The 24,452-nt window shown below is 32.3% G+C and carries 17 protein-coding genes; 3 read left to right on the top strand and 14 right to left on the bottom strand.

What is annotated here, in order from left to right; translation table 11 throughout:
• Positions 1–182: 182 nt before the first annotated feature.
• Both LPB87_RS14145 and galK read right to left on the bottom strand, forming a co-directional pair.
• The gene (locus LPB87_RS14145) at positions 183–1,235 is read right to left on the bottom strand and encodes a UDP-glucose--hexose-1-phosphate uridylyltransferase (RefSeq protein ID WP_230728316.1); all 1,053 of its coding nucleotides are present in this window, start codon (positions 1,233–1,235) and stop codon (positions 183–185) included.
• Positions 1,236–2,408: a galactokinase gene (galK, locus tag LPB87_RS14140; protein ID WP_230728315.1), complete on the bottom strand. Its 1,173-nt coding sequence runs from the start codon at positions 2,406–2,408 to the stop codon at positions 1,236–1,238.
• A 487-nt stretch (positions 2,409–2,895) separates the two neighbouring features.
• On the opposite strand from galK, the gene LPB87_RS14135 reads away from it, so the two are divergent.
• Positions 2,896–4,680 carry an ABC transporter ATP-binding protein gene (locus LPB87_RS14135; protein ID WP_230728314.1) on the top strand — a complete coding sequence of 595 codons (1,785 nt, stop codon included), beginning with the start codon at positions 2,896–2,898 and terminating at the stop codon, positions 4,678–4,680.
• Between the two features lie 40 nt (positions 4,681–4,720).
• Here LPB87_RS14135 and LPB87_RS14130 read toward each other — a convergent pair whose 3' ends face one another.
• Together LPB87_RS14130 and LPB87_RS14125 are read right to left on the bottom strand one after the other, a co-directional pair.
• On the bottom strand, positions 4,721–5,116 hold the full coding sequence (locus tag LPB87_RS14130; RefSeq protein WP_230728313.1) for a DoxX family protein: 396 nt from the start codon (positions 5,114–5,116) through the stop codon (positions 4,721–4,723).
• Between the two features lie 245 nt (positions 5,117–5,361).
• Positions 5,362–5,814 (bottom strand): Hsp20/alpha crystallin family protein, encoded by a 453-nt coding sequence (locus LPB87_RS14125; protein WP_129538697.1) that lies wholly within the window; start codon positions 5,812–5,814, stop codon positions 5,362–5,364.
• A gap of 310 nt (positions 5,815–6,124) precedes the next feature.
• Between LPB87_RS14125 and LPB87_RS14120 the strand changes: the two genes are divergently transcribed.
• Both LPB87_RS14120 and LPB87_RS14115 read left to right on the top strand, forming a co-directional pair.
• Positions 6,125–6,553, top strand: a complete 429-nt coding sequence (locus LPB87_RS14120) for a hypothetical protein (RefSeq protein ID WP_230728312.1) — start codon at positions 6,125–6,127, stop codon at positions 6,551–6,553.
• Position 6,554: 1 nt separating this feature from the next.
• On the top strand, positions 6,555–7,241 hold the full coding sequence (locus LPB87_RS14115) for a VIT family protein (protein ID WP_230728311.1): 687 nt from the start codon (positions 6,555–6,557) through the stop codon (positions 7,239–7,241).
• A gap of 8 nt (positions 7,242–7,249) precedes the next feature.
• On the opposite strand, the gene LPB87_RS14110 is transcribed toward LPB87_RS14115, so the two are convergent.
• The 10 genes from LPB87_RS14110 to LPB87_RS14065 all read right to left on the bottom strand — a co-directional run bounded on the left by LPB87_RS14110 (position 7,250) and on the right by LPB87_RS14065 (position 24,446).
• A complete protein-coding gene (locus LPB87_RS14110) occupies positions 7,250–7,996 on the bottom strand; it encodes a rhamnogalacturonan acetylesterase (RefSeq protein WP_230728310.1) in 747 nt (248 codons plus the stop codon).
• 323 nt (positions 7,997–8,319) lie between these two features.
• On the bottom strand, positions 8,320–9,675 hold the full coding sequence (locus LPB87_RS14105; RefSeq protein ID WP_230728309.1) for a glycoside hydrolase family 28 protein: 1,356 nt from the start codon (positions 9,673–9,675) through the stop codon (positions 8,320–8,322).
• 305 nt (positions 9,676–9,980) lie between these two features.
• Positions 9,981–11,993, bottom strand: a complete 2,013-nt coding sequence (pelA, locus tag LPB87_RS14100; RefSeq protein WP_230728308.1) for a pectate lyase — start codon at positions 11,991–11,993, stop codon at positions 9,981–9,983.
• Between the two features lie 265 nt (positions 11,994–12,258).
• Positions 12,259–13,482, bottom strand: a complete 1,224-nt coding sequence (locus tag LPB87_RS14095; protein ID WP_230728307.1) for a glycoside hydrolase family 88 protein — start codon at positions 13,480–13,482, stop codon at positions 12,259–12,261.
• A 62-nt stretch (positions 13,483–13,544) separates the two neighbouring features.
• Positions 13,545–14,513: a DUF4861 family protein gene (locus LPB87_RS14090; RefSeq protein WP_129538702.1), complete on the bottom strand. Its 969-nt coding sequence runs from the start codon at positions 14,511–14,513 to the stop codon at positions 13,545–13,547.
• An 11-nt stretch (positions 14,514–14,524) separates the two neighbouring features.
• Positions 14,525–15,463, bottom strand: coding sequence for an alpha/beta hydrolase (locus LPB87_RS14085; protein WP_230728306.1), 939 nt, complete (start codon positions 15,461–15,463; stop codon positions 14,525–14,527).
• Between the two features lie 143 nt (positions 15,464–15,606).
• A complete protein-coding gene (locus tag LPB87_RS14080) occupies positions 15,607–17,262 on the bottom strand; it encodes a RagB/SusD family nutrient uptake outer membrane protein (RefSeq protein ID WP_129538704.1) in 1,656 nt (551 codons plus the stop codon).
• An 11-nt stretch (positions 17,263–17,273) separates the two neighbouring features.
• Positions 17,274–20,369 (bottom strand): TonB-dependent receptor, encoded by a 3,096-nt coding sequence (locus LPB87_RS14075; RefSeq protein WP_129538705.1) that lies wholly within the window; start codon positions 20,367–20,369, stop codon positions 17,274–17,276.
• A 673-nt stretch (positions 20,370–21,042) separates the two neighbouring features.
• Positions 21,043–22,599: a DUF4957 domain-containing protein gene (locus tag LPB87_RS14070; protein WP_230728305.1), complete on the bottom strand. Its 1,557-nt coding sequence runs from the start codon at positions 22,597–22,599 to the stop codon at positions 21,043–21,045.
• A 35-nt stretch (positions 22,600–22,634) separates the two neighbouring features.
• Positions 22,635–24,446, bottom strand: coding sequence for a RagB/SusD family nutrient uptake outer membrane protein (locus tag LPB87_RS14065; protein ID WP_230728304.1), 1,812 nt, complete (start codon positions 24,444–24,446; stop codon positions 22,635–22,637).
• Positions 24,447–24,452 lie beyond the last annotated feature (6 nt).

Below are 24,452 nucleotides of genomic sequence, written 5' to 3'. Positions count from 1 at the left end.
TTCGCTTATAATCTTTTGATTTCATTACGAAACAAACTGATAATTAATACTATTTAAGTAAAAATAGGATAAAAAAACAAAAAAAGGAAGCCTAAACTTCCTTAATCTTATTCAATATTCATTTATCTAATGGGAAAAGACAAATAAAAATGAACGATAAATCGTATTTTATCAATATAAAATTATGATTCCATTTTATAATGAATATTTGATTGCTCTCTTAAATGAGCTGCACTTTTTTCTGGAGTTAAATCTCTTTGTGACTCACCTAACATTTCGTAGCCAACCATAAATTTCTTAACAGAAGCAGATCGTAATAATGGTGGATAAAAATGCATATGAAAATGCCATTCTGGGTGTTCGTTTCCATCTGTTGGAGCTTGATGAATTCCTGATGAATATGGAAAAGAGGTGTTAAAAAGGTTATCGTATTTTATTGTTAACTGTTTTAATATAGTCGCAAATGCAACAGATTCTTCTGCAGTAAAATCAGTTATTCTTCCGAAAACTCTCTTACTTATAATCATCGTTTCATACGGCCATACTGCCCAAAAAGGAACTAAAGCTACAAAATGATCATTTTCAATAACAATACGAGTTTCTTTATTTAATTCGGCTTTAAGATAATCAGCTAAAAGCGTGGTATCGTATTTGTTAAAATAGTTTTTTAAGCTATTTTGTGTTTTTTCTACCTGAGTTGGCAATGATGCTTGTGCCCAAATTTGTCCATGCGGATGTGGATTACTGCATCCCATAACACTTCCTTTATTTTCAAAAATCTGAACATAATTGATGTATTTAATTGCACCTAAGTCAGCATATTCTTTTTGCCAAGTTTTAATAATATTTTCAATGTCCTTAATTTCCATTTCTGGCAATGTAAGATCATGTCTTGGTGAGAAACAAACCACTCTTGAAATTCCTCTTTCTGGTTTAGCTAAGAAAAAAGTATACTTGATATCTTCTTCATATATAATTTCATCTTGCTTCATCGCAGCAAAATCATTATCGAAAACAAAGCTACCTTCGTATTTGGGATTGCTTATTCCGTTAGCTCTTACATTATCTGGACACAAATAGCAAGTTGAATCGTATTTCGGCAAAGGTTCTGTTACAACTAGTTCATTTTGTCCTTGCCAAGGACGTTTTTCTCTATGAGGTGAAACAAGTACCCATTCGTTTAATAATGGATTGTACCTTCTGTGGGGGTCTTCATTAATGTTAAAGTTTCTCATTTATTTATCTAAGGTGTAAAGTGATGTTCCGTTTCCTATTCTTACGTCATAAAATTTTAATTCAATCCCAAATATATCTAAATAAAGGGACGAAAACTTATTTTTCACCTCATTTTCTTGTCCTTTTTTAATTAAATTGATTGTACAGCCTCCAAATCCCCCACCCATCAATCTAGAACCTATTATAGCATCATCCTCTTTTGCTGTTGCAACAAGCATGTCTAACTCTTCGCAACTAACCTCATAATCAACAGACAAACCTTTATGAGTATCAAATAATAGTTGTCCTAAAAGTTCTATATTTCCATTATCAAGAGCATCACATGCTTGTGCAACACGTCTAATTTCATTTATAACATAATGCACTCTTTTAAAAACAATTTCATCCATTTTGTCTCGAATGCTTAATAATTGGCTTTCTTGACAATCTCTAAAACTCTTGATCTCTGGAAAATATTTTTTGATTATCGATAGTCCTTTTTCGCATTCTTCACGACGCGTATTATACTCAGATGTAAATAGCGAATGTTTTACATTACTGTCAAATAACACCAAGGCATAATTATTAAAATTTGCTTCGTGGTACTCGAATTCAAGCGTTTTGCAATCTAATTTAATTACTTTATTTTCTAATCCATGAACACTGGAAAATTGATCCATGATACCACAATTAATTCCTACCCAATGTTCTGCTTTTTGTCCTAATAATGCAATATCTACTTTATTGATAGTAAGATTAAAAAGTTCTTTTATACCAAAAATCATCCCACATTCTAATGCTGCCGAAGATGATAATCCTGAACCTACTGGAATATTACTGCTAAAAACACAATTAAATCCTTCTAAAGAGAAACCATTATCCTGAAGCTGTTTTACAACACCTAAAATATAATTTGTCCATACAATATCGCTCAATTGAATTTCTTTTGTTAAATCTAATTCTAATTCATCATTTAAATCTATTGCGTAAATTTTTGATTTTTGAGAATTGTTTTTTTCTAAAGCAAAACAAATAATTTTATCTATAGCGGCCGGTAATACATATCCATCATTATAATCAATATGCTCACCAATTATATTGATTCTTCCTGGTGAAAGAATTATTTTTTGAGGTTCATTCCCAAATTTTTCTGTAAAAAAACGGGTTGTTTTTTTGATTAAAATTTCATTCATTGTTACTTATTAATATAGTTTGTTGGTTAATTATTATAGACTTATAAAAGTAAATAATCAGAACTTATGTTTTAAGTAAAAACCAATCTTATAATTATTTACATTTTATAGAAAATCAAAAATATATACTTATCCAAAATAATCCTACTAGTACCTACTGGTTTAAAAAAAATGCCTAAAAAATTAAAAGTAATAAGAAACTCTAAGTCTATTTATTTGTGGTATAAAAAGAGTGTAACGACAGTAAATACAGGTATAATTTAATTATTCATTTAATAGTTTTTATTCTTAAAAAAGATTTAAGCTCCTTCTCCAGTTAACTAACTGGTATAGTTTTACGTGATTTTATTACTTATTAAATAAATTGCTACCTGCGAATTGCACTATAAAATATAATTTATAAATCTTAGGTTTTATTGCGTCGAATGCGAATCACATCTAATGGGTTAATTTAATATCTTTATATTTCATTTCAATTAAAATTTATATGATTTTATTCTGGAAATATCTCAAACCATACAGTTGGCTCATAGTTTTAGTTTTGATCTTTGCTGGTATTTCACAAATTCTTTCTCTTTATGATCCCATCATTTTCGGAAAAATTATAGATGATTATGCTTTAAAAAACAACCAAAGCGACAATAGTAAAGAAAATGGTGTCATAAAACTATTAATAATAGCAGTTGTTATTGCTCTCGCGGCTCGTTTATTTCTTTCACTCAAGGACTATGTATTGCGAATGATAGTACAAAAATTTGGAATGCAAATTTTCAATGACGGACTAAGGCAAACACTTAGATTACCTTTTCAGGAATTTGAAGACCAAAGTAGTGGAGAAATATTGTCTGTTTTACAAAAAGTACGCACTGATACTGAGAAATTTATTTCAGCATTTATAAACATCTTATTTACTTCGGTAGTAGGCATTGGTTTCTTAATGTGGTATGCAGTTACTAAGCATTGGGCGCTTATTCCTGTTTTTTTTATTGGTGTTGTTATCTTGGGAGGATTGACTAGTATTTTAAGCAAATCAATTAAAACCTTGCAACGTTCGCTCATTCGACAAAATCGGCAAATGAGTGGTACTATAACGGAGAGTCTACGGAATATAGAACTAGTAAAAAGTCTAGGGCTTACCTATCCCGAAATTCGACGTTTAAAGGTTCATACTCAAGAAATTTACGACTTAGAGATGGAAAAAGTCAAGAAAATGAGAACGCTTACTTTTCTTCAAGGTAGTATTTTGATATTTCTTAAACAGTCTATTCTGTTTATTTTATTGTGGTTAATTTTTAAGAATGTTTTATCTCCTGGTGAACTTATTTCAATGCAATTTATATCTTCTGGAATCATTAGCCCATTACAAGATCTTGGAAGTATAATTATCTCATATCGTGAAGCTGAGACTGCTTTATTTTTGTTTAATGAATTAATGCAAAAAGAACCTGAATATAGTCCTGAAGAACCTGTAGAAGTTGGTTCAATTAGTCAATTACATTTTAACAATGTCGTTTTCAAGCATAAAAATGCAACTTATAATGCTATTCAGAACATTTCGTTTAAAGCTAAACTTGGAGATAATATTGCTTTTGTAGGTCCATCTGGTTCAGGAAAATCAACTCTTGTAAAACTATTGGTGGGGCTATACCGCCCCGTTGAAGGCGATATCCTTTATGATGATATTTCTATTAAAGATTTACGATACAATCATGTTCGAAGACAAATGGGTTTTGTAACACAAGATACGCAACTATTTTCAGGAACTATTCGTGAAAATCTATTATTTGTTAAGCCAGATGCTACTGAAGAAGAAATGCTTTCGGCCATAAAAAAAGCATCTGCAACTCCAATAATATTAAATTCAGGTAAAGGGCTTGATACTGTTTTGGGTGAAGGTGGAAAAAAACTCTCGGGTGGTGAAAAGCAACGTCTTTCTATTGCTAGAGCTCTATTACGCAAACCAAAAATATTGATATTCGATGAAGCAACTTCTGCTTTAGATTCCCTCACTGAATCTCAAATTACGCAAACTGTTAGAGAAATATCTGTTGATAAACAACAAATTACTATTCTAATTGCTCATCGACTATCCACTATTATGCATGCCGATACTATTTTTGTACTCGAACGTGGAAAAATTATTGAACAAGGAACTCACCATGAACTTGTTGATAAAAAAGGGTTGTATTATGCAATGTGGAGGCAACAAATTGGTGAACGTAAAGAGGATTTGCCATCATCCAAAAACACAAATAAAAAAAGCAAGATTTAATCCAAATCTTGCTTTTTTTATTATTTAAAACTAAATCTTACTATAATCTCGCTTTATATTCATCGAAACTAAATGGTCCAGGACCAAAAAAAGAAATCATTAATGCAGCTCCAATGATAGATAAGTTTCTCATAAATGTCATAAGTACATATTGATGACGAACAGGATCTTCAACATTCCAAAAATCGTGCATGATGAATGTCACGGGCAAAAGAATTAAAATTATCAACCATGCTCCCCATTTGGCCATGAATCCAGTTAAAATACTTAATCCACCTAATAATTCAAGAACACCAACTAAGGGCACTAAGATATAAGAAGAGGGTATTCCTTTTGCTGTCGCTTCATAAATATAATAATCTGAAAAATTTGCGATTGAAGAATACATAAAAATTGTACTGAACAAAATTCTGCCGATTAAAGGGATATAATTCATAGTAAAAAAGTATTAATTAAATTGATATTTTTCATTCTATAATAAAAACTTTAAAATAATAGGAATCCTTAAATTTAGTGAATTAAATTTAAAAAAAACAATCATTTTATAACCAAATAGCTACAACACATATATTTATACAAATTCAAACTGGTATGTATTAAAAAAATAAGGGCTGCCTCATATTGAGACAACCCTTATTAAATAAACTAAATGTAATTAAATATAAGTAACCGAATTTAGAATTAACTAATTTCAATCACTCGCGGCGCTTTATTTTCCTTTGCTTCTTCCTTTTTAGGAATAACAAGATGTAAAAGTCCGTTATCGTAATTCGCTTTTATATTTTCTTCATCAACCACATTGTTAGGCAATTTAAAACTGCGTTGGAATGATTGATAACTAAATTCTCTACGAGTAAAATTATCTTCAACAGTTTCTTTTTCATCTTTTTTACTTGATGAAATTGTCAATAAATCATTGTCAAAAGTAACTTTAAAATCTTTTTTATCCATTCCTGGTGCTGCAAGTTCTACCTCAAAATTATTGTCAGTTTCTTTAACGTTTACTGACGGTAGTGTTGTACTTGTAGCTGAAAAATTATTGTTTTCCCAGTTAAAAAGTTCACGTCCAAAAATATCATCCAATAATGATGGTAATGATTGTGAATTATTTTCGTTTTTTCTGATACTTAACATGATGATTTAGTTTTAATAGTTATACAAATAATTTAATAATCATTAAAATTTCATTCAACACCATGTATATAACAAAATAAATACCAAATTATAAAAAGTGATTTTTTATCCCAAATAAATGATTTTTTGACACATAACTACCCAAATAAAGTAATAATAAATGTCAAAATGACAGTTATCATGATTTTTATACAAATCACTCTTACTGTAACCTCTTTTAAATCAAGTAAAATTATCATCACCTAAAATTTAGAACCAGTCTAACCACCTAACTGGGGGCTTTACCGTTATTTAATACTAATTTTATTCATTGAATTATAAAATCATTACCATGAGTGCTGTTGAAAATGAAGCCTTATTGAGGAAAGGACTCGCTGCAATAGATGAAAAAATAAATAAGCTTAACGATGAAAAAATTAAGCTTTTTTTTGATGCAATAGGTTTAAACAAACGCAAAGATATTCCTAAAGATTACTTACAATGGGAAACCATTCTTATTGTTGTACCTAACCGACAAATATCGCATGAACTAAAATCATATAAATATTCTATATCCAGAATTACCTTTATTACAAATATTTACGCAAAAGAAATACATATTTTCGATTTCAATGATTGGAAAAAAGCTTTTGGAAATAAAACTCATTTGCAAGTAAAAAATGCTTTAAAAGATAGTTTTGGTGGTGTGCAAAAAATCCAAGAAGAATACATTAAGACTCTTCCAAAAATAACTAAATAGTATGGAGAAAGAGCACCATTATATAAACAGAAGTGGTTGGGTTCGTGCAGCAGTCCTTGGTGCTAATGATGGTATTTTATCAACTACTAGTCTCGCCATTGGTATTGCTGCGGCAAGTACTACTCGTGAACCTATTATTTTAGCTACTATAGCTGGTTTGGTAGCCGGTGCTTTATCTATGGCCGCTGGCGAATATGTTTCTGTAAGTTCCCAATCTGATATTGAAACTGCTGATCTAGAAAGAGAACGTATTGCGTTAGAAACGGTGCCTGAATTAGAGTTAATAGAGTTAGCCGATATCTACGAAAATAGAGGATTAACTCCTGAACTTGCCAAAGAAGTTGCTGTGCAATTAACTGCCCATAATGCTCTAGAATCACATGCTAGAGATGAATTAGGTATTAACGAAATTACTCAGGCAAAACCCCTCCAAGCTGCTTTTGCTTCTGCCGCATCATTTATATCTGGTGGAATTCTACCTCTCCTTGTTTCAATTTTTGCTCCTCTTAAAGATATTGTGCTATTTCAATATGCTTTTGCTATTATATTCCTTGCTCTTTCTGGTGCCTTAGCTGCCAAAGCTGGCGGTTCTAGCACAATAAAAGCTGTAATAAGAATTTCCGTTTGGGGAACTTTTGCTATGGGAATATCTGCATTAGTTGGATACATTTTTGGGGTAAATGTTTAATTTTTCAATTAATTCTTTAGCACACTTTTAAGTTTTTTAAGCAATATATTATCCGAAATTTTAATTTGTTTAACGGCCAATTTAGCTACTTCAGTTGCGCCTAATAACGAAAGATGAGTATCGTCATCTTTACCATCTGGGTAAAATGCTATCTCCCCTGCCTTATAATGCAAATGAAGTTTTTTAGATTGCTCTGGACCATAAGACTGCTCTAATAATTCAGTATAATATTCTAAGTCGATAAATGGTACTTTTAATTCCTGAGCGACTAATCTAGCCTCTAATGGATACTCTCCATGTGTCCCAATTAAAACTCCTTGTTCGTTAAAATTTCTTCTTGCAATTGATGAAAATAATACCGGGATTGCTCCTTTTTCTCTGCTTTCATTTACAAAGCGGATCAAATTATGGCGATATGCCGTATGCGGATTTGTATAACGTAAAGAATCACCTATTTTTTCATCATTATGTCCAAACTGAATAAATACATAATCTCCTTTTTTTAGTAGTTTGTATATCGTATCCCAGCGTTTTTCGGCTATAAAACTTTTAGTACTTCTCCCATTGACCGCTCTATTATCAACGACAATGTTTTCATTAAAAAAAGGCTGCAATACTTGACACCAACCGTATTCTGGATTTCGTTCTGGGTCTTTTTTATTTGCCATTGTAGAATCTCCAATGCAATATAAAGTTGTTTTTTGTGCTGTCCCGTTAAGAGTAATTAGCAATAAGATTAATAGATAATATTTCATTTTTTTATTTTTTTTAGATTACTTAGATTGCTTAGATTGCTTAGATTTTTAGACATTCTTAGACTTCTCAGATAGTAGTCGCAGCTCTCAGTTTCAGTCTCGGTTTGCAGTCACAGTCTTACATCTTGCTCATTACATCTTTCTTCTTTATTCTTTATTCTTATTTTACAATCGTTATGTCGTCCTGAGGTGGAGCCGAAGGACAGTCTCAGTACTCAATTTCTTAGAACCTTAGCTCCTCAGTACCTTTTAAAACCTCTGCTACATTGAACCTTTGAGTCTTTGAATCTTTGAGTCTTTGAATCTTTGAACCTTGAAAAAAACTAATGCTTCGAAACTGCTGTAGGTACTGTTGCTTTTTCTCCAATATAAACCTCATTTATAGTAACATTTTCGGAATTACTATTAGAAATTGCATTCTTCGCCGATTTGATTTCGATATTATTCAATGAAATATTTCTAACTTTTTTCTCTGGAAATCCCTGAATAACAATTCCTGTTCCTGTCGCTTTATTACATGAGATATTTGAGAATGAAATATTTGATATTTCTGATGGAAAACCTTTTCCTTCTCCATGATAATTAGCTGTAATATAAAGGCAATCTTCAACTTCGTCTAGCTTAATATTTTTAACAAAAACATCTTTTATATAACCGCCTCTATCGGCATTTGTTTTTAAATAAATCCCTCTTTTTAAGTAACCAACTGTTTTACAATTCTCAACATAAATATTTTTAATTCCTGCCGACATTTCGCTTCCTAAAACTATTCCATGAAGTCCTTTAAAATTGCAATCTCTAATCACAATGTTTTCACTTGGCGTAGCACTATTTGCTCTTCCTTCGTGATCTCTTCCTGCTTTAATTGCTATATTATCATCGCCATTGTTAAATGTAATTCGTTCTATTAAAACATCTTTTGCGTACTCTGGATCGATTCCGTCGTTGTTATGATTTAATGATTTATAGGTTAAATCTCTAACGGTTATACTTTCTGATTTTAATAAATGTAAACACCAAAAAGGGGAATTTTCGATTCTAATTTTCTCTACTAAAATGTTTTTACAATTAAAAAACTGAATCATTTGCGGTCTCAAAAAATATCCATCTCCAAATTTTCGTTCTTTTAATGGTACATTATTATGATTCATTTTACGACTTAAATTTTTCCCTGCTCCTTCTTTTGCTTTAAAACTTTTCCATATTTTCCCTCCCTCTCCATCTATTGTTCCTTCGCCTGTTATAACAATATTTGTACAATTATATGCATACACAAGCGGACTGTAATTATATAACATGGTTCCTTCCCAACTTGTAAGTACCATTGGCAGATAATGATTGGGATTATCACTAAATTTTATTTTAGCATCTTTTTCTATTACTAATTTTACATTGCTCACAAAATGGATTGGTCCGTTGAGTTTGTAAATACCCTTAGGAACTCGTATTGTTCCTCCATTATTTTTCTTGCACATTGCCATTGCTTTTTCAAAAGCGGGTTTGCTATCGCTTATCGAATCTCCTTTAGCACCAAGCGTAACAACATTTATTTGATATGAAGGAATTACTGGTAACTTGATCCTGCTCACAATTGAATCAACTTTGTTTGTTGGATAATCAATTGTTTGTGCAAAACTATTTAATGATAGTAATAGAACTAAAAGAAAGCTGTATTTCATTTTTTAGACTTCTTAGATTGTTAGATTTTAGATTTCTTAGATTGAGCAAACCTATATTATGTAGATGCACTACGGTACGTCTCTACAGAAAACCTTTGTCGCTCTGCACCTTTGTTACTTTATTTCCCCAATCTTGTCACCTTGAGCGGAGTCGAAGGACATACGGGGCTTCGTCTCCGCTCAGCCTGACATGGGATTACTTTATGGGTAAACCTACATTGCGTAGACGCACTGCGGTACGTCTCTACAAAAAACCTTTGTCGCTCTGCTCCATTGTTACTTTGAACCTTTAAAAAGCCTCTTTGCTACTTTGTCTCTTTGCCTCTTTGAGCCTCGAATCCTAAGACATTCTCACTCGTATATTTTTTAGCTTGCTTTTTACTTAATTGATGTGCCCATAAAACTCTTTTCTCTGGTTTGTATCCTTCGCCACTGCAATTATACTCGGCATAAAAAGCTGTTTTTTCTGCTTCTGGTTTTGACCAATTTTCCCAGCCTTGTGGCAAAATATGACTTCCCATTTTGCATTCTATGAAAACCGTTTTAGCATAAATGCGCCATGGCCTTCCTAAATATACCTGTGTTGCATTTTTATCTGCTGTAAGAGTACAGTTTTTAAAAACAAATCCGAATTCTTTACCTTCAGGCGTGGAAGCTGCTGTTATATAAGAATTCTTGATACTGTGAATTTGACAATTTTCAAATAGAACTGTTGCTTTTCCAAAGATAAAATCGGTTGTTCCTTCTATATAACAATCTTTAAAATACTGTCTTGAATTATTTCCCGATGCATATAATGTATCTTGATTTCCTAAAATATTACAATTAAATACATATGCCCTGTCTCCCATAATCGATAATGCTACTGCTTGACCAATGTCGCCAGACGAATTTTGAATTGTTAAATTTGATGCCGAAAAATCATTCCCTTCTACTAGCATTGTATAGGTATAGAATGTACTGTTTCTGCCTAAATTCATTTTTCCAAAATAATCATCGTACGTAATGATTGTCTTTTCTTTGCTTTCCCCTATTATAGAAATATTGTTATTGAATTCTGGGATTCTAATTTTCTCATAATAAGTTCCGTTTTTAATATGTATCGTTACTCTTTCATAAGGAAATGCTTTTGTGGCATTTATAGCGTCTTGAATAAGCTTAAAATCTCCTGATCCATCTTGGGCTACGGTAATTGTATTTTTGTCTTCAATCTTTTTTTTTTCGCTTTTTTCAAAAGCGTATTTTTTTTCCCAATTTGGATATTTTTTTAAAACCTCTTTTGGTTCATCTGTATACCAAGCATAGCCGTTTTTACGTTCGGCTCCTATTTCATCTAGAGATTTCTTTTTGACTCCATCTCTATCACAAAAAAAAGGTTCATTGTTCTCTAGCTCCATAAATCTTGCCCAAATTGGCAAAGCATTTTGAGTAACAATCATTTTTTTATCTATTACTTTTCCTGCATTATTTAGTATACGTTTTTCCTCAAGATTTGTGATTTTTGTCTTTTCAAACCATGCATAAGCACTTTTTACAGCTGTAATTACTTCTGGAGATGGATTATCGATAGTCATTAATAACAATACAATTTTTGCTGATTCTTTTCCGCTCAAAGAGGGTAATTCATATGCTCTTGCTTTGGCTGGAGTCAAGGTATTTTCATCATGTTGCGCACACCAAGCGGTTAATACGCCATTTTGTTTGTATTGTGTTTTTACAATGCAAATTATTCCTTTATCAAAAGCAACTTTGGCTTTTGATACATAATCTTGTGGAATAGGAATACCATAATAATCTGATGTTTCTGAGATTTGTTTTAATATCGTTAAGATATGAAACATCGAATCATCATTGTAGGTAATATGTGTATAGTACCCTTTTTTTAAAGGATAAAATTGTGGCCAACCACCGTTGTCGAATTGTGCTTCTAACAAATAATCAAGGCCAGAAAGAAAGGCTTTCTTATATCTTTCATCTGGTTTTTGCTTGTATATTTTTGCAAGAAAAAGCATTTCCTGATAAGTGGCTCCATTATCAGTTGTAATATCGTGCAAATTACTTTTTAGCGCAATTAAACGTTGTTTTTCTGAATCTGAAAGCGTTTTTTGCATTTCGATATTCTTTGGCCATCCACCAATATTACGTTGATACAACAACACATTTTCGGCTATATTTTGTGCTTCGGGAGTGGCAAACCAAGAGGCATCGCTCTTGCGAATAATATCACTCCAGTTTTTATAATTATTTTGAGCCTGCAACATTACGCTACACCCCAATAATACAACTAGATTTAATGCTATGAATTTAATATATTTCATTTCTGTTTTTATATGCGAATTAAAACCTGATTTGCTACTTTGAGTTTTAACTCAATATCATTAAATCAAATTTATCGAACTATAATTTTTCTTGTAAAGACGCAAATACTCTAAATTTTCATTCTGACTCTTTGCGACTTTGCGAGAGATTTATTCTACAAAGTCAAAAACACCAAGTCATTTTGGCTAAAGCCACATTCTTTATCTACTATCCTTTAACCTCCAGCTAAAGCAGGAGGCTATTCAGAACCTATTAGGATATGTATTATCTATTTAATTCTAATGCTGCCAAGATAAACGGACCTGTAGCTTTAGGATCATTATCTTTTTTTCTTTCGTTTATGTAATATTCATATGAACCATCACGATAAGGTTTTCCTCCTAATCCTGCAACTGCACATGCTTGAGTTATCGTAATTTCGCCATCAGAATCTACTTTTATCAATTGTTTAGTTAATCCATCAAAAGCTTTATTAGCTAGGTCTTTATATTTTTTAGGCAAATATCCTTTGTTTGCTCCTTTTGCAAAAGCATAAGCAAACATTGATGATCCTGATGATTCTAAATAATTTCCTTTTTTATTGCCCATATCAGTAACTTGATACCAAAGTCCTGTTTTTTTATCTTGAAATTTCACTAAGGCTTCTGACAGTTGATTTAAATAAGTAACTAATTCTTTTTGTCTAGGATGATCTTTAGGAAAATAGTCTAAAACATCTACCAAAGCCATTGCGTACCAACCCAAAGATCGTGACCAAAAATTTGGAGATGTTCCTGTCTCTGAATTTGCCCATGGCATTTTTTTACTTTCATCCCAAGCATGAAAAAGTAATCCTGTTTTTTTATCTAAATCATTTTTCTGAATTAATTCAAATTGTTTCGCAATATCGTTAAGCTCAGCGCCTTTTTCAAACTGAGTTGTATATTGTGCATAAAATGGTTCTCCCATATATAATCCATCTAACCACATTTGGTCTGGATATATTTTTTTGTGCCAAAATCCCCCGCTTGCAGTTCTTGGTTGTTCTTTTATCTGCTTTCTTAATAACTCTAAAGCTTTTAAATATTTTTGATCTTTTGTTGTATCGTACAAATTAAACAACAATCGACCTGCTGTTACCATATCAATATTATAAGTTTCAAATTTATAGCTTTTAATACTACCATCTTCTTGTACCAAAGCATCTACATACTTTTTTATGTAATCATAATATTTAACGTCGCCTGTTTTTTTGTACAATTCTTCAAAAGATGTCAATACTAAACCATGAACATAATCCCATTTTGGTTCTTTTACATCATCTATCATATACGATTCTGGATGACGTTTCATGATTGACAAAGCCATTTTTTCTGACCATTTTAAGTCTTTAGAAATCACAACTGCCGTCTTTGAAGGCTCTTGTGAAATCGTTTTGCAACTCATTAATGTTATCACACAAACCAATACTATTGACCCAAAATAATTTCGTTTTATTGTATTTTTCATTTTAAAATATACTTTATGTTTTATTTATCCAACTTATCGTTGGAGATATTCAGAATCACTACTTACATTTTGCCTTTTTTATTCAATATTTCTAATCTTTCATCTAGATATTTTACAAATTCTTCTTTTGTTTTAATACCATCTTTTTCTTGCTCCCAAGCTCCTAACAAATAAAATGAATTAGCCTTTGTAGTTGGTTTAAAAATCAATAAATAATCTAAATCTGTATCGGCTATATTTTCTATTGTGCTTATTTCATAAAAAATTGCCATTCCCAATTTATCTGGTACTAATGACTGTGTACCATAAGTAGCAAGGTATGCCCACTTTTTATTTTTACTTTCTTTTTTAAGCAATTCTGCATTTTTCTGTTTTACTATCCCTGTACAAATTCCTTGAATTTCTTTTGAAGCCTTAATTGTATGCTGCGTATATAATTGATCTGGTTTAATGGTTAATACTGATGTAAAATCAATTTTGTCAGAAGCTGTTTTCCATCCAAAATAATTCACTTTTACATTTGATTCATTTAACTTATTCTCTACATAAGCTATAGTTGAATCAACTTCGTAAAAATGTAGTTTTTTACCATCTAAGTAACGGTCTATTGAACCTATTCCGATTCCTTTTCCAGCTTTTAAAATATCAGATCCCCAATCACTCATTTCGTGATAGGAATCAAAATTATCTTGACCTACTTGCGGTAAAATCATTTCTGATGTTTTCTTTCCAAAAATATCAATAGCATTTCTCCAATCTAAATATAAACGGTACCCTATTCTATTACTTTCCCATCCTGGTCCTTCGTAGCGAATATCAAATGAATGATCAGTATGCTCAGGAGCTAATTTTAGCTTATCTACATTTTTAAAAACAGTCCCGCCAATATACTTGCGGCCTTCCCATTTTCCGTCAGTTTTCACTGATATTTCGGCGTAGGTTTTGGCTGTTTTTATGTCGTATTTATTTTGTGCTTTACAACTCGTAAATCCTAATATTAATGCTGCTGATAATGTAATTACTGTTTTCATTTTATTCTAATTTATTTAAATATTGTAGCTAAAAATTCTGTTGTGTATTGTACTGTTTCTTCAAACCATGGATTAAAGAACCAAAATGAATGAGGTGAGTTTTGAATTGTTTTTACCTCATTATATATTTTATTCTGATTTAAAATGGCAATCATATCATCTCTTCCTGCATGAAATCTATTGAAACTACTATTGATAAATAGTATTGGCGGTGTGTTTTTATTGGCGTGTGTTAGTGCCGAAGCATTTTCCCAATTTTTAGGATTTTCTTCATAAGTACCATTTAACCAAAGTGCTGCCATTTCTCCTTCTTCAGATTCTGGATGTTTAAAAGCTAAAATTCCATCTATATCGATAATTGCATTTACTGCGGCCGTTGATTTACTTTTATTTAAAGTGTCTTCAAAAGTCGGATCATTGTTTGTTGTACCAATCAAAGCGGCCATTTGACCTCCTGAGGAGCATCCTAAAAGAACAATTTTGTTTGGATCTACATGGAATCTTTTTGCATTATCTTTTATAAATTTTATCGCATTTTTCACATCATAAATTGCCTGAGGATATTTTGCTTCAAGCGATAATCTGTATTCTATTGCAAAACAAGAATATCCTTTCAAGGCTATTTTTTGTCCTAAAACTTGCATTTGATTTTTATTTCCTGATTTCCAACCTCCGCCATGAATCATGACTACAGCTGGATTTAATTTTTGATTTTTATTAATAAAAGCATCCAAATGTAATGCTCTCGTTTTCTCTTTATCATAAACTAAATTATAAATGAGATTAATACTTTCATTCTCTTTTACCTGAGCAATTGTTATAAAAGGATATTTTTTAATTAATTTGGTATACGTGTTTTTTACTGTATACGATGTGTCGATACGATAGGGGGTTTGTGATTTAATCTCATTCATAAATAAAACGAAAACAAGTAAAAATATCTTTTTCATCACATGTGTTAATTCGTGTCGTGATTTAAATAAAATTAGAAGCTTGAAAGTTCATCAAGCTTCTAATCTAAGTCAAAAAAAACTAAAAATAATAAAATTGAATACGATAATCATTCGATTCAAAATACTCAACTTTTTATTACCTAATTATAAGCTGGATTTTGTGGATATGATTTATTCTGATTCAAATCCAAAGCTTCTTGTGGAATTGGTCTTAAAATTTTCTTTTCACCATTTGCTCCATCAAAATTACTTGCTTTAATATTGTAATTGTAAAGCGATGCTCTTTCTATTAATTTTCCTGTACGTTTCAAATCGAACCAACGTGTGTACTCTCCTAACATTTCTCTTGCTCTTTCGTCAAGAATATAGTCTATCGTAAATTGTGCTGCAGTTGCATTTGCCACTCCCGCTCTTCTTCTGACTTCATTAAGTCTGTCCAATCCTGTACTTGGATTTGTATGTAAATAAGCTTCAGCTGCAATTAAATATGTTTCTCCTAATCTAGAAATTACAAAGTCACGGGTACTTGTTCTAGGGGTTGTTGCACTTGTCGCAAATGGCGCTATCGGATCATCAAATTTGCGCACTGGTATCGTTTGATAATCACTGCTTAAACCTTTGGCTGCACCATAAGTTCCGTATAAGTGGATAGTGGTTTTAGGATTTGCTAGTTTATAAGTTGCTAACTCTGCGTCTGTCATCCATTTAGGTACATAAAAATGAGTTACAGCTAAACCTGTTTTATTAGCTACATCATAATAATCGTAATATCTGGTATAAGTTTGTGTCATAAAAGTTCCCTCCCAACGGGTATCTCCTTTTTCATATAATCCGATTGCATAATCTGTTGGCAATAAATTATAAGTTCGATAAGGTGCTTTACCTGATACTTCTGAACCTCCTAAATAAGAGCTGAAATAACTTGCCTGGCCATTACCTGTAATTTGAGTTCCTGGTAACCCTCCTGTAGTTTGTGCTGGTGAGGTATTTGAAGCTGCACTAAACTGAGCCGAAAAAATGGTTTCCTTGTTAATATCTGCAGCTAGCTTAGTTGGTAACCATAAAGCGGCGTAAGTAAGCGTTAGGGGCTCTCCAGCAATTGCATCATCTGCATATTTGGCCGCTGTTGCAAAATCGCCTGTGGCACCAAACTTTTCGTATGCTCTTGTTAAATATACTTTTGCTAATAAATCTTGTGATGCCCTTTTTGTTACTCGCCCTGTGTAAGCACCTGTTGGTAACAATGATAAAGACTCTTCGAGTTCTTTAATTATAAAAGTATATACTTCTTCAGCAGTATTTCTATTAAAAGAAACTACTGGGGATAAATGATATTCGGTATCCAAAGTTACACCTCCATAGGTCTGTACTAATAAAAAATAGGCATTTGCTCTTAGAAATTTTATTTCTCCAATACGAGAATTTAGAGTTGTCGTTTTCTCTGTTAATGCACTATAATAAATTGCGGTATTTGCTCTTTGAATTGCTTTATAACACTCTTTATAAAGATAATCTACATTTGGCGATGAAGACGTTAACTGCGTGTATTGGCTTACTCCTATTGGTTCAGTATTTCTTCCTTCGGCATATAAATCGGTACCAGCAACAAATAGCCATGGCTCTCCACCGTATATTTCTCTTAATTGAGAATAATTTGCATTGATTAGAGATTCAAAGCCAGATGCTTTAAGGTATTCTGTATTTTCGGCATAAGAAAGGTTTTCTTCTTCTATATAATCACTACAAGAACTAAGTGCTAATAATGCTATTGATAAGCTTACTATTATTTTTTTCATTTTGCTGTTTTTTAAAATTTAATACTCATACCAATTTGATAGGTAATTGATGATACACGACCAATCCCCAAACCTGCTCCTGCCCACTCTGGATCATATCCATCATAATGAGTAAATACAAATGGATTTAAAACATTTACATAAAAACGAAGGTATTTCATTTTGAATTTTTCGATCACGCTTTTGTTAAATGTGTATCCTAACGCTATATTTTTAATTTTAACAAATGATGCATCTCTATAATAACCAACTCCATTGGCGTTCCAATATGTACCTTCATTTTTTGCCATTGGATAATCGTTAGAAACCTGAGCAGGAAGACCAGCATCATTTGCAGGAATATACCAGTTGATATCTAATTTTTGACGACCTCTGTCGTCGGTATTTGTAAAGTTGGCGTGAAATGGGCTATATACATAAACTCCTTGACTTGTAATTAATGAAGCAGCCAAGTCAAAATTCCCAACTGTTAACTTAGATGTGATACTTCCTGTCCAGTTTGGATTAGAATGTCCTAAGATCTGCCTGTCAGCTGTAGTGATTTTTCCATCACCGTTCAAATCCTCCACTCTTGCTTGTCCTTCAGATTGACCATACAATGCAGCCTCAGCTTTTTGATCTGCTTGCCATATACCAATAAACTTATAGTTGTAAATTGCATCAATAGATTGTCCGATAAACAAGTTGTTTCCAACATCGTCATTTTCTTTATCATAAATAGATACAATTTTGTTTTTATTTTTAGAAAAAACGAAAGTTGTTTCCCATTTTACAAAGTCTGTATTAATGTTTTTGGTTGTTAGCATAGCTTCGATTCCTTTATTACTTACAGAACCTATATTATTAGGATAGGTCTTAGCATAACCATTTTCTGTTGCTGTCTTTTGTTGAAGTAATAAATCTGTTGAAAGTCTGTCATAAACATCTACACTACCAGTAATTCTATTGTTCAAAAATCCAAAATCCAGTCCAACATTTAGCTCTCTCATTTTTTCCCATCCCAAATCTTTATTACTAGGCGAACCCTGTACAAAACCATTAGCAGATGTACCATTAAAATCGTAATAAGTTTGTTGCTCTAATTTATTAAGTGTTGAATAAGAAGCTACTTTATTATTTCCTGTGAAACCATAACTTACTCTGGCTTTTAAATCTGAAACTACTTTTTGATTTTTCATGAAGCCTTCTTCAATAACTCTCCATGCAAGAGCAGCCGATGGAAATGATCCCCATTTACGACCTTCGGCAAACTTTGATGATCCATCCCATCTGTCTGACAAAGTCAATAAATAACGATCTTTATAACTATAATTTATACGTACTGCATAAGATGACATGGTAAATTTATCATATGAAGAGCCTAAAAGAAAAGTAGATTGTTTTCCCGTTCCTAAATTATGATATCCTACATCAAAAGGCTGATCACTAGAACTAGCTGACATAGCATTATAGGTATTGGAATATAAACTTTGAAGTCCTAAAATTGTAAAAGCGTGATCATTATTTAATTTATAATTTATTGTAAACTGATTGTCCCATGTATAGTTGAACCTTTCTGTTTCTAGTAAGCTTGCCGATGGTAAATTTCTATTTGCAACTCCTGTATTTGTCAAAGCTCCCCATGCCTGTCCTTGTTTACTCTGGTTTAATCCCGCAGAATATGTCGATTTAAGACTCAGCCATGAAACTGGTTTATATTCTACAAATAAATTTCCTACACCGTTCCAATTTTTGATTTCATTGGTTGTGTTATCAATTTCCAACAATGGGTTGTAAGTACTTGTTTTATTAATTAAAAAAGCTCCTGCTGCATTTGTTGGCTTACCAGGAAGCGGAATTAAATTTCCATTTTCATCATACGGTTTGTAAAATGGACTTAATCTAAATGCTTCTTGCATAGCAAGTGCGCTACCTAGTTCTTGTTCGGTTCTTGCAATATTCAAATTTACTCCTACAGTAAATTTATCATTTATCTTATGGGTTAAACCAACTTTAAAATTGTATTTATCTAATGATTCGTTTTGAATATTTCCAGTCTCATTTTGCAATCCTAATCCTATTGTATATGACAAACCTCCATCTGAACGTCCAGCAATAGATAAATAATTATTTTGTTGCAAACCTGGTTTTAATACTGCGTTGTACCAATTAAAAGTATCATTATTTGCAATTCTTGTAGCTAATAGTGGGTTTTCTGATCCAATTACTGTAGCGTTTAAAGTTGCTGCTGTAACTGTTCCAGTGATTGGGTCTTTCTTTGCTGTAGGTAAATATGCCGATTGATGGTATAGCCACCATTTTTGCCCATCCATCATTTCTGGTAATCTCGCAACTTCTTTTCCTCCAATATAAGAATCAAAAGAAACTGTCATACTCGATTTTATATTACTCCCGCTTTTGGTGGTAACAATAACAACTCCATTTGTCCCTCTAGATCCATAAATAGCTGTAGATGAAGCGTCTTTTAATATATCTATCCTGGCAATATCCTGCGGATTCAGGAAATCAATTCCATCTGTAGGAACACCATCAACTATAAATAATGGAGCTGCATCACCACTCATTGTACTTTTTCCGCGAATTGCAATTGTAAATGGATCTCCAACACGACCTGTTGATGCACTGATCTGAACACCAGCTACGTTTCCTTGTATGGATTCCATAACACTTGTTGTGTTTCTCTCTGTCAAAGTTTTAGCATCCAATGTACCTACAGATCCTGTAAGATCTGATTTCTTAACAGTTCCATATCCTACTACTACAACCTCTTTTAGTGAATTTGTGTCTTCAATAAGACTTATATTAATTCTGTTTTTTCCTGCAACACTGACTTCTTGGGTTTGGAAACCCAGATAGCTAAATACTAAGGTAGCTTTACTATTTGTTACATTTATTTTAAAACTTCCTTCAAAATCTGTTGAGGCTCCATTTTTGGTCCCTTTTTCTAGAATATTCACTCCTGGCAGGGATAATCCAGCAGCATCAGTAACTTTTCCTTCTATTACAGTCGATTGAGCCGTCATTATATTACTCAACAGAAAATTCAGGAAAAATAAAAATACAAGATTGTATTTTATTTTTTTCTTTGATAATTGTTTAATGTTCATAGTTTGGTTTTAATGGTTTGGTTAATTGGCAATATCTCTTAATTCATAATTGACTTTACTTCTATTGTTTATATTGATAGGTATTAATAAAACTTATGCTTTTAATATTCTTTAGTAAATAAACCTAATCTGCTTTTCATGTGATTAATCCCTCTTTTTCATTGATGGGTTTCAGAAATAGTACAACCTATTTCTTATATGAGTTAACCAACATTGCAGATCACATTAAAATGACAACCATTTAAGATGTTATAAACTTATTTACAACCATCTAAATCAATTATATTGTTTTAAAACAACAATCATGTAATCGATTACACGAAAGTATTAAATTAGTTTCAACGAGCCAAATTAATTTAAATAAAAAATGCATAATTGATTTATATATAAGAATAAAATTATAATAAGTATAAAAAAAATAACAATTTATTACTATAATGATTCTTACAAAGTTTAAATAATAAATAAAAGTAATCGATTGTAACATGATTAATACCTTTATTAGGTGGTTATAAACTGAGAAATGAGAAATGAGAAATGAGAAATGAGAAATGAGAAATGTGAGATGTAAACTGTGAGATGTAAACCGTAAACTGAGACTGTGAAAAGTGAACAAAAAAAAGAGGTGTACAAATGCACACCTCTTTTCCTTAAACCTAATTATAGGATACCGCTATTTAAACCATCGTGGATCTCCAATATTATTATCTTTTAATGTCTGATTTCCAACTGTAAAGTCACCTTCTGCCGCGTTTGCCAGTATAGGATCTAATGTTGTATAATTACCTGAATTATCAAATTTTATAGGAGTTGCCGCTGTAGCATAAAGAGCTCCTGAATTATAGTAATTATTATTTACAAATGTCGGAGCCACTGTTGCTCCTTGATTTGTATAGATTGCTGCCGTTTGCACAAACAATGTATTACGAATAGTTGTTGCATTGGAAACAAAACGAACATATAAAATTCTATTTGAAGCTGTCATAGACTTATTGTAAATCGTACATCCATCAATTAATATATTAGTTGTTAATCCTGTTCCTGTTAATCCAGCGGCATTATCTATACGAATAAAATCACGTCCAGATGCACAGTTATTAAACGTACTATTTTTAAGTGTAATCTGTCCAATATGAGCAATTCTAAAATCAATAAAATCACCTCCTGTAGTTAGTACATTTGTAACAATAGAATTCTCAATTATAGCAGAAGTAACTTTTGTATTAGCTAGACTGGAAGAAATCAATGACTTTGCAAAATCATGAATGACACATCCACTTATTAAAAGCGAACCATAAGTCACATTTGCCTCATTATATTTAACAACATCAGATAAAGTTTTATCTCCATTTAAATCTAAGTCAATTAAACTCAACATTGAAGATCCATTGCCTAAATTGAAATTCACATGTAATAATGGTTTCTTAAAACTGTATAATCCTCTAATTGTTATTGGCTTATTTACAGCTATCATTCCTTTAAAAGCAGTGTAGTCACCTGGCATCAATACTAATACTGCTCCTGGTGCTGCATCGGCAATTTTAACACTTAAGTCATCTTCTGGTTTTACCAAAATTCCTGTTCCTATATCAATTCCTGTTGTAAATGTAAAATAACCTCTTTTTTTAGAACCATTAAACAACTCTGCGGTATATAATGTTTCACCTTTCAATCCTTCAACAATTGCTATTCCACTCGCCTTTTCTGCTGGAGTAATATCATGCTTAATCGCCCCTGGATTAACAATAATTTGCGTTACGTTACTATTGGCTCCCCATCTCAATGTTACTCTATTTGCCTCCACATCTCCATCTTGAGTAGCTAAGAAAATTTGCTCCGATAATGTTGTTACTTTTCCAATTGTCCATTTAGAATCTTCTAATCCTGTTTTACTTACTGCTTTTAAACGTACAGAGTAAACCGTTTCTCCTTCTAATTGTACTCGAATAGGCAGTTCTTTAGGACTGACTTTTACTGTTTTATAAATAGTTTTGAAGTCGGGATCATCTGCACTGAATTCTACAACATAATGATCTGCACTTTCGTTTACAGTCCAATTTAATTCAACTGCTGTTTGATTTCTAACTACTGCACTAATTCCTATAGGAGAGAATTCTCTTGTTGCCCCTATTCCATCCAATAATCCTTCATTATAACTTTCACAGCTTGAAACAGCTAATGCTAGTAGTAATGTAGCTATTAATCCTTTTAGTATATATTTTATTTTCATAAACAGAATAATTTATAATTAGTTTTTAGTACCTATTAATAGCCATAATCATTGAACAACTTTCCGTTGCTTCCATCAAGAATCATTTGCCATATTGGCCAAAATTGTCTCGTATTTGGATCGATTCCTACTTTGTAAATAGAATTTATCTTGCTATCTGTAAGCACATTCCATGCAAAAGAGGTATAATCTGCTCCCGGATTTACATTTTCTCCACGATTCAATCCGTAAATTTCTAAACTAACATTATCCGCTTTATATTTATAATACAAGGTAGTAGGCACATCAGCATACTCTCCTATGTGTTTTTGTAAATCAAACATTTTTTGTTTGGCTTCATCTAGTTTCACTTTTAGTAAATTCCAACGAATCAGCGCTTGTTTACGTTCCATTTCTCCTGTAAACTCATATTTATTTTCATCTACAATAGCGTTAAACATGGCTGTTTTACCTCCTAAATTATTTACATAATTATCTACTTTTTGGGCATGATCAGCAGCAGAAAAAGCTCTTCTGCGAATTTCTTTTAGATAAGGAGCTGCAGCTGCAGGGCCTTCTAATTCATTAGCTGCTTCAGCAGCAATTAAAAGTACCTCGGCATAACGCATGTAAATTTTATTTACACCATCATCATTAGTCGAAGTAACCAAACGTTTCATCCATTCGTAACGGTACTTCCCAAAACACCATTTATTTAATGCTCCTAATTCTTGTTTAGCAATTCCGTTTACTGGTTTACCATATATGTAAGGAACGCAGGTAACATCTCTACGGCTATCTGATTTATCATAATCATAAAAAATAAAAGGAAGCGGTCCTGCTGTACCTCCACGATTAGGTCCGTTTTTATGAAACTGATCACTATCTGTATGTTTAACAGCAAAACTATATAACATTCTTCCTCTACCATCTGCGAAAGGAATTTCCCAAAGCGACTCTCCTCCTGCAGCAATATTTTCTTGGTTGTATTTTCTCCAAAAAGTTTCAAATGAAGACTCCAAATTCGCTTTTCCGCTCAGGATTACTGAACGTGATTCATCTAATGCTAGTTTATACATTTTGTCAACCGAAAGCTCAGGATCATTACTTCTGCGCACCCCATCAGGATATTGCTGGAATCCGCTAGCAACCAATGCCAAACGAGCACGCAATCCTTTTACAAAAGCTTTATTAATTCGTTCTACACTACTAGTCGCCGGGCTTTCATTTGGCCATGGAACTAACGTAGCGGCTTCTCCCAAATCCTGAATAATCTGTTTGTAAATTACATCACGATTTGATTTTGCTAAATATATTGTCTCACTATTTACAGGCTCAAAACGTGCGGGTACATCACCATGTGCCTTAACCAAATCTGCATAATAAACGGCACGCAATGTTAAAGCCTCTCCTAATAAATATCCGAATTCAGTTCCCGGCTTTGGATCAGCATATTTACGGATTCCACGTATGCACATATTAGCACGCTCAATTCCAGTGTACATCGATGTCCATGGATTACCTCCTCCTCCCTCGGTTAATGCTACATTCATTTGACCGTTATTTGGCTTAGCATCATAAATACTTAAATCAGGTTTATCATCTGAGGTTGATTCTGAAGCGTTATACCACTCAACATCTGTATTAAATCCATAAAAAGGAAGAAAACGACCTCTATGCCCATTCGTGTCTGCAAATGCAATTTTGATTCCATCTACTGCACTTTTGGTTAATCCTTCATTAGAAAAAACTTCTGCTTCTTCTAAAGTCGATTTTCCAGGAGCATCCAAACCTTCTTCTGAAAATTCCTGACAAGCACTAAAAAGACTTGCTAAAATCAATCCTGCTATTATTATTTTATGTTTCATCTTTTG

Source organism: Flavobacterium sp. EDS (genome assembly GCF_020991525.1).
Classification (GTDB): Bacteria; Bacteroidota; Bacteroidia; order Flavobacteriales; family Flavobacteriaceae; genus Flavobacterium.
This window is presented reverse-complemented; position numbering and strand designations above follow the sequence as displayed.

Bases quoted from the DNA above. Each gene is read 5' to 3' on its own strand.
- LPB87_RS14105 (WP_230728309.1), bottom strand. From the start codon at position 9,675: ATGAAATACAGCTTTCTTTTAGTTCTATTACTATCATTAAATAGTTTT.
- LPB87_RS14135 (WP_230728314.1), top strand. From the start codon at position 2,896: ATGATTTTATTCTGGAAATATCTCAAACCATACAGTTGGCTCATAGTT.
- LPB87_RS14095 (WP_230728307.1), bottom strand. From the start codon at position 13,482: ATGAAAAATACAATAAAACGAAATTATTTTGGGTCAATAGTATTGGTT.
- LPB87_RS14130 (WP_230728313.1), bottom strand. From the start codon at position 5,116: ATGAATTATATCCCTTTAATCGGCAGAATTTTGTTCAGTACAATTTTT.
- LPB87_RS14065 (WP_230728304.1), bottom strand. From the start codon at position 24,446: ATGAAACATAAAATAATAATAGCAGGATTGATTTTAGCAAGTCTTTTT.
- pelA (WP_230728308.1), bottom strand. From the start codon at position 11,993: ATGAAATATATTAAATTCATAGCATTAAATCTAGTTGTATTATTGGGG.
- LPB87_RS14115 (WP_230728311.1), top strand. From the start codon at position 6,555: ATGGAGAAAGAGCACCATTATATAAACAGAAGTGGTTGGGTTCGTGCA.
- LPB87_RS14110 (WP_230728310.1), bottom strand. From the start codon at position 7,996: ATGAAATATTATCTATTAATCTTATTGCTAATTACTCTTAACGGGACA.
- galK (WP_230728315.1), bottom strand. From the start codon at position 2,408: ATGAATGAAATTTTAATCAAAAAAACAACCCGTTTTTTTACAGAAAAA.
- LPB87_RS14085 (WP_230728306.1), bottom strand. From the start codon at position 15,463: ATGAAAAAGATATTTTTACTTGTTTTCGTTTTATTTATGAATGAGATT.
- LPB87_RS14080 (WP_129538704.1), bottom strand. From the start codon at position 17,262: ATGAAAAAAATAATAGTAAGCTTATCAATAGCATTATTAGCACTTAGT.
- LPB87_RS14075 (WP_129538705.1), bottom strand. From the start codon at position 20,369: ATGAACATTAAACAATTATCAAAGAAAAAAATAAAATACAATCTTGTA.
- LPB87_RS14070 (WP_230728305.1), bottom strand. From the start codon at position 22,599: ATGAAAATAAAATATATACTAAAAGGATTAATAGCTACATTACTACTA.
- LPB87_RS14145 (WP_230728316.1), bottom strand. From the start codon at position 1,235: ATGAGAAACTTTAACATTAATGAAGACCCCCACAGAAGGTACAATCCA.
- LPB87_RS14090 (WP_129538702.1), bottom strand. From the start codon at position 14,513: ATGAAAACAGTAATTACATTATCAGCAGCATTAATATTAGGATTTACG.
- LPB87_RS14125 (WP_129538697.1), bottom strand. From the start codon at position 5,814: ATGTTAAGTATCAGAAAAAACGAAAATAATTCACAATCATTACCATCA.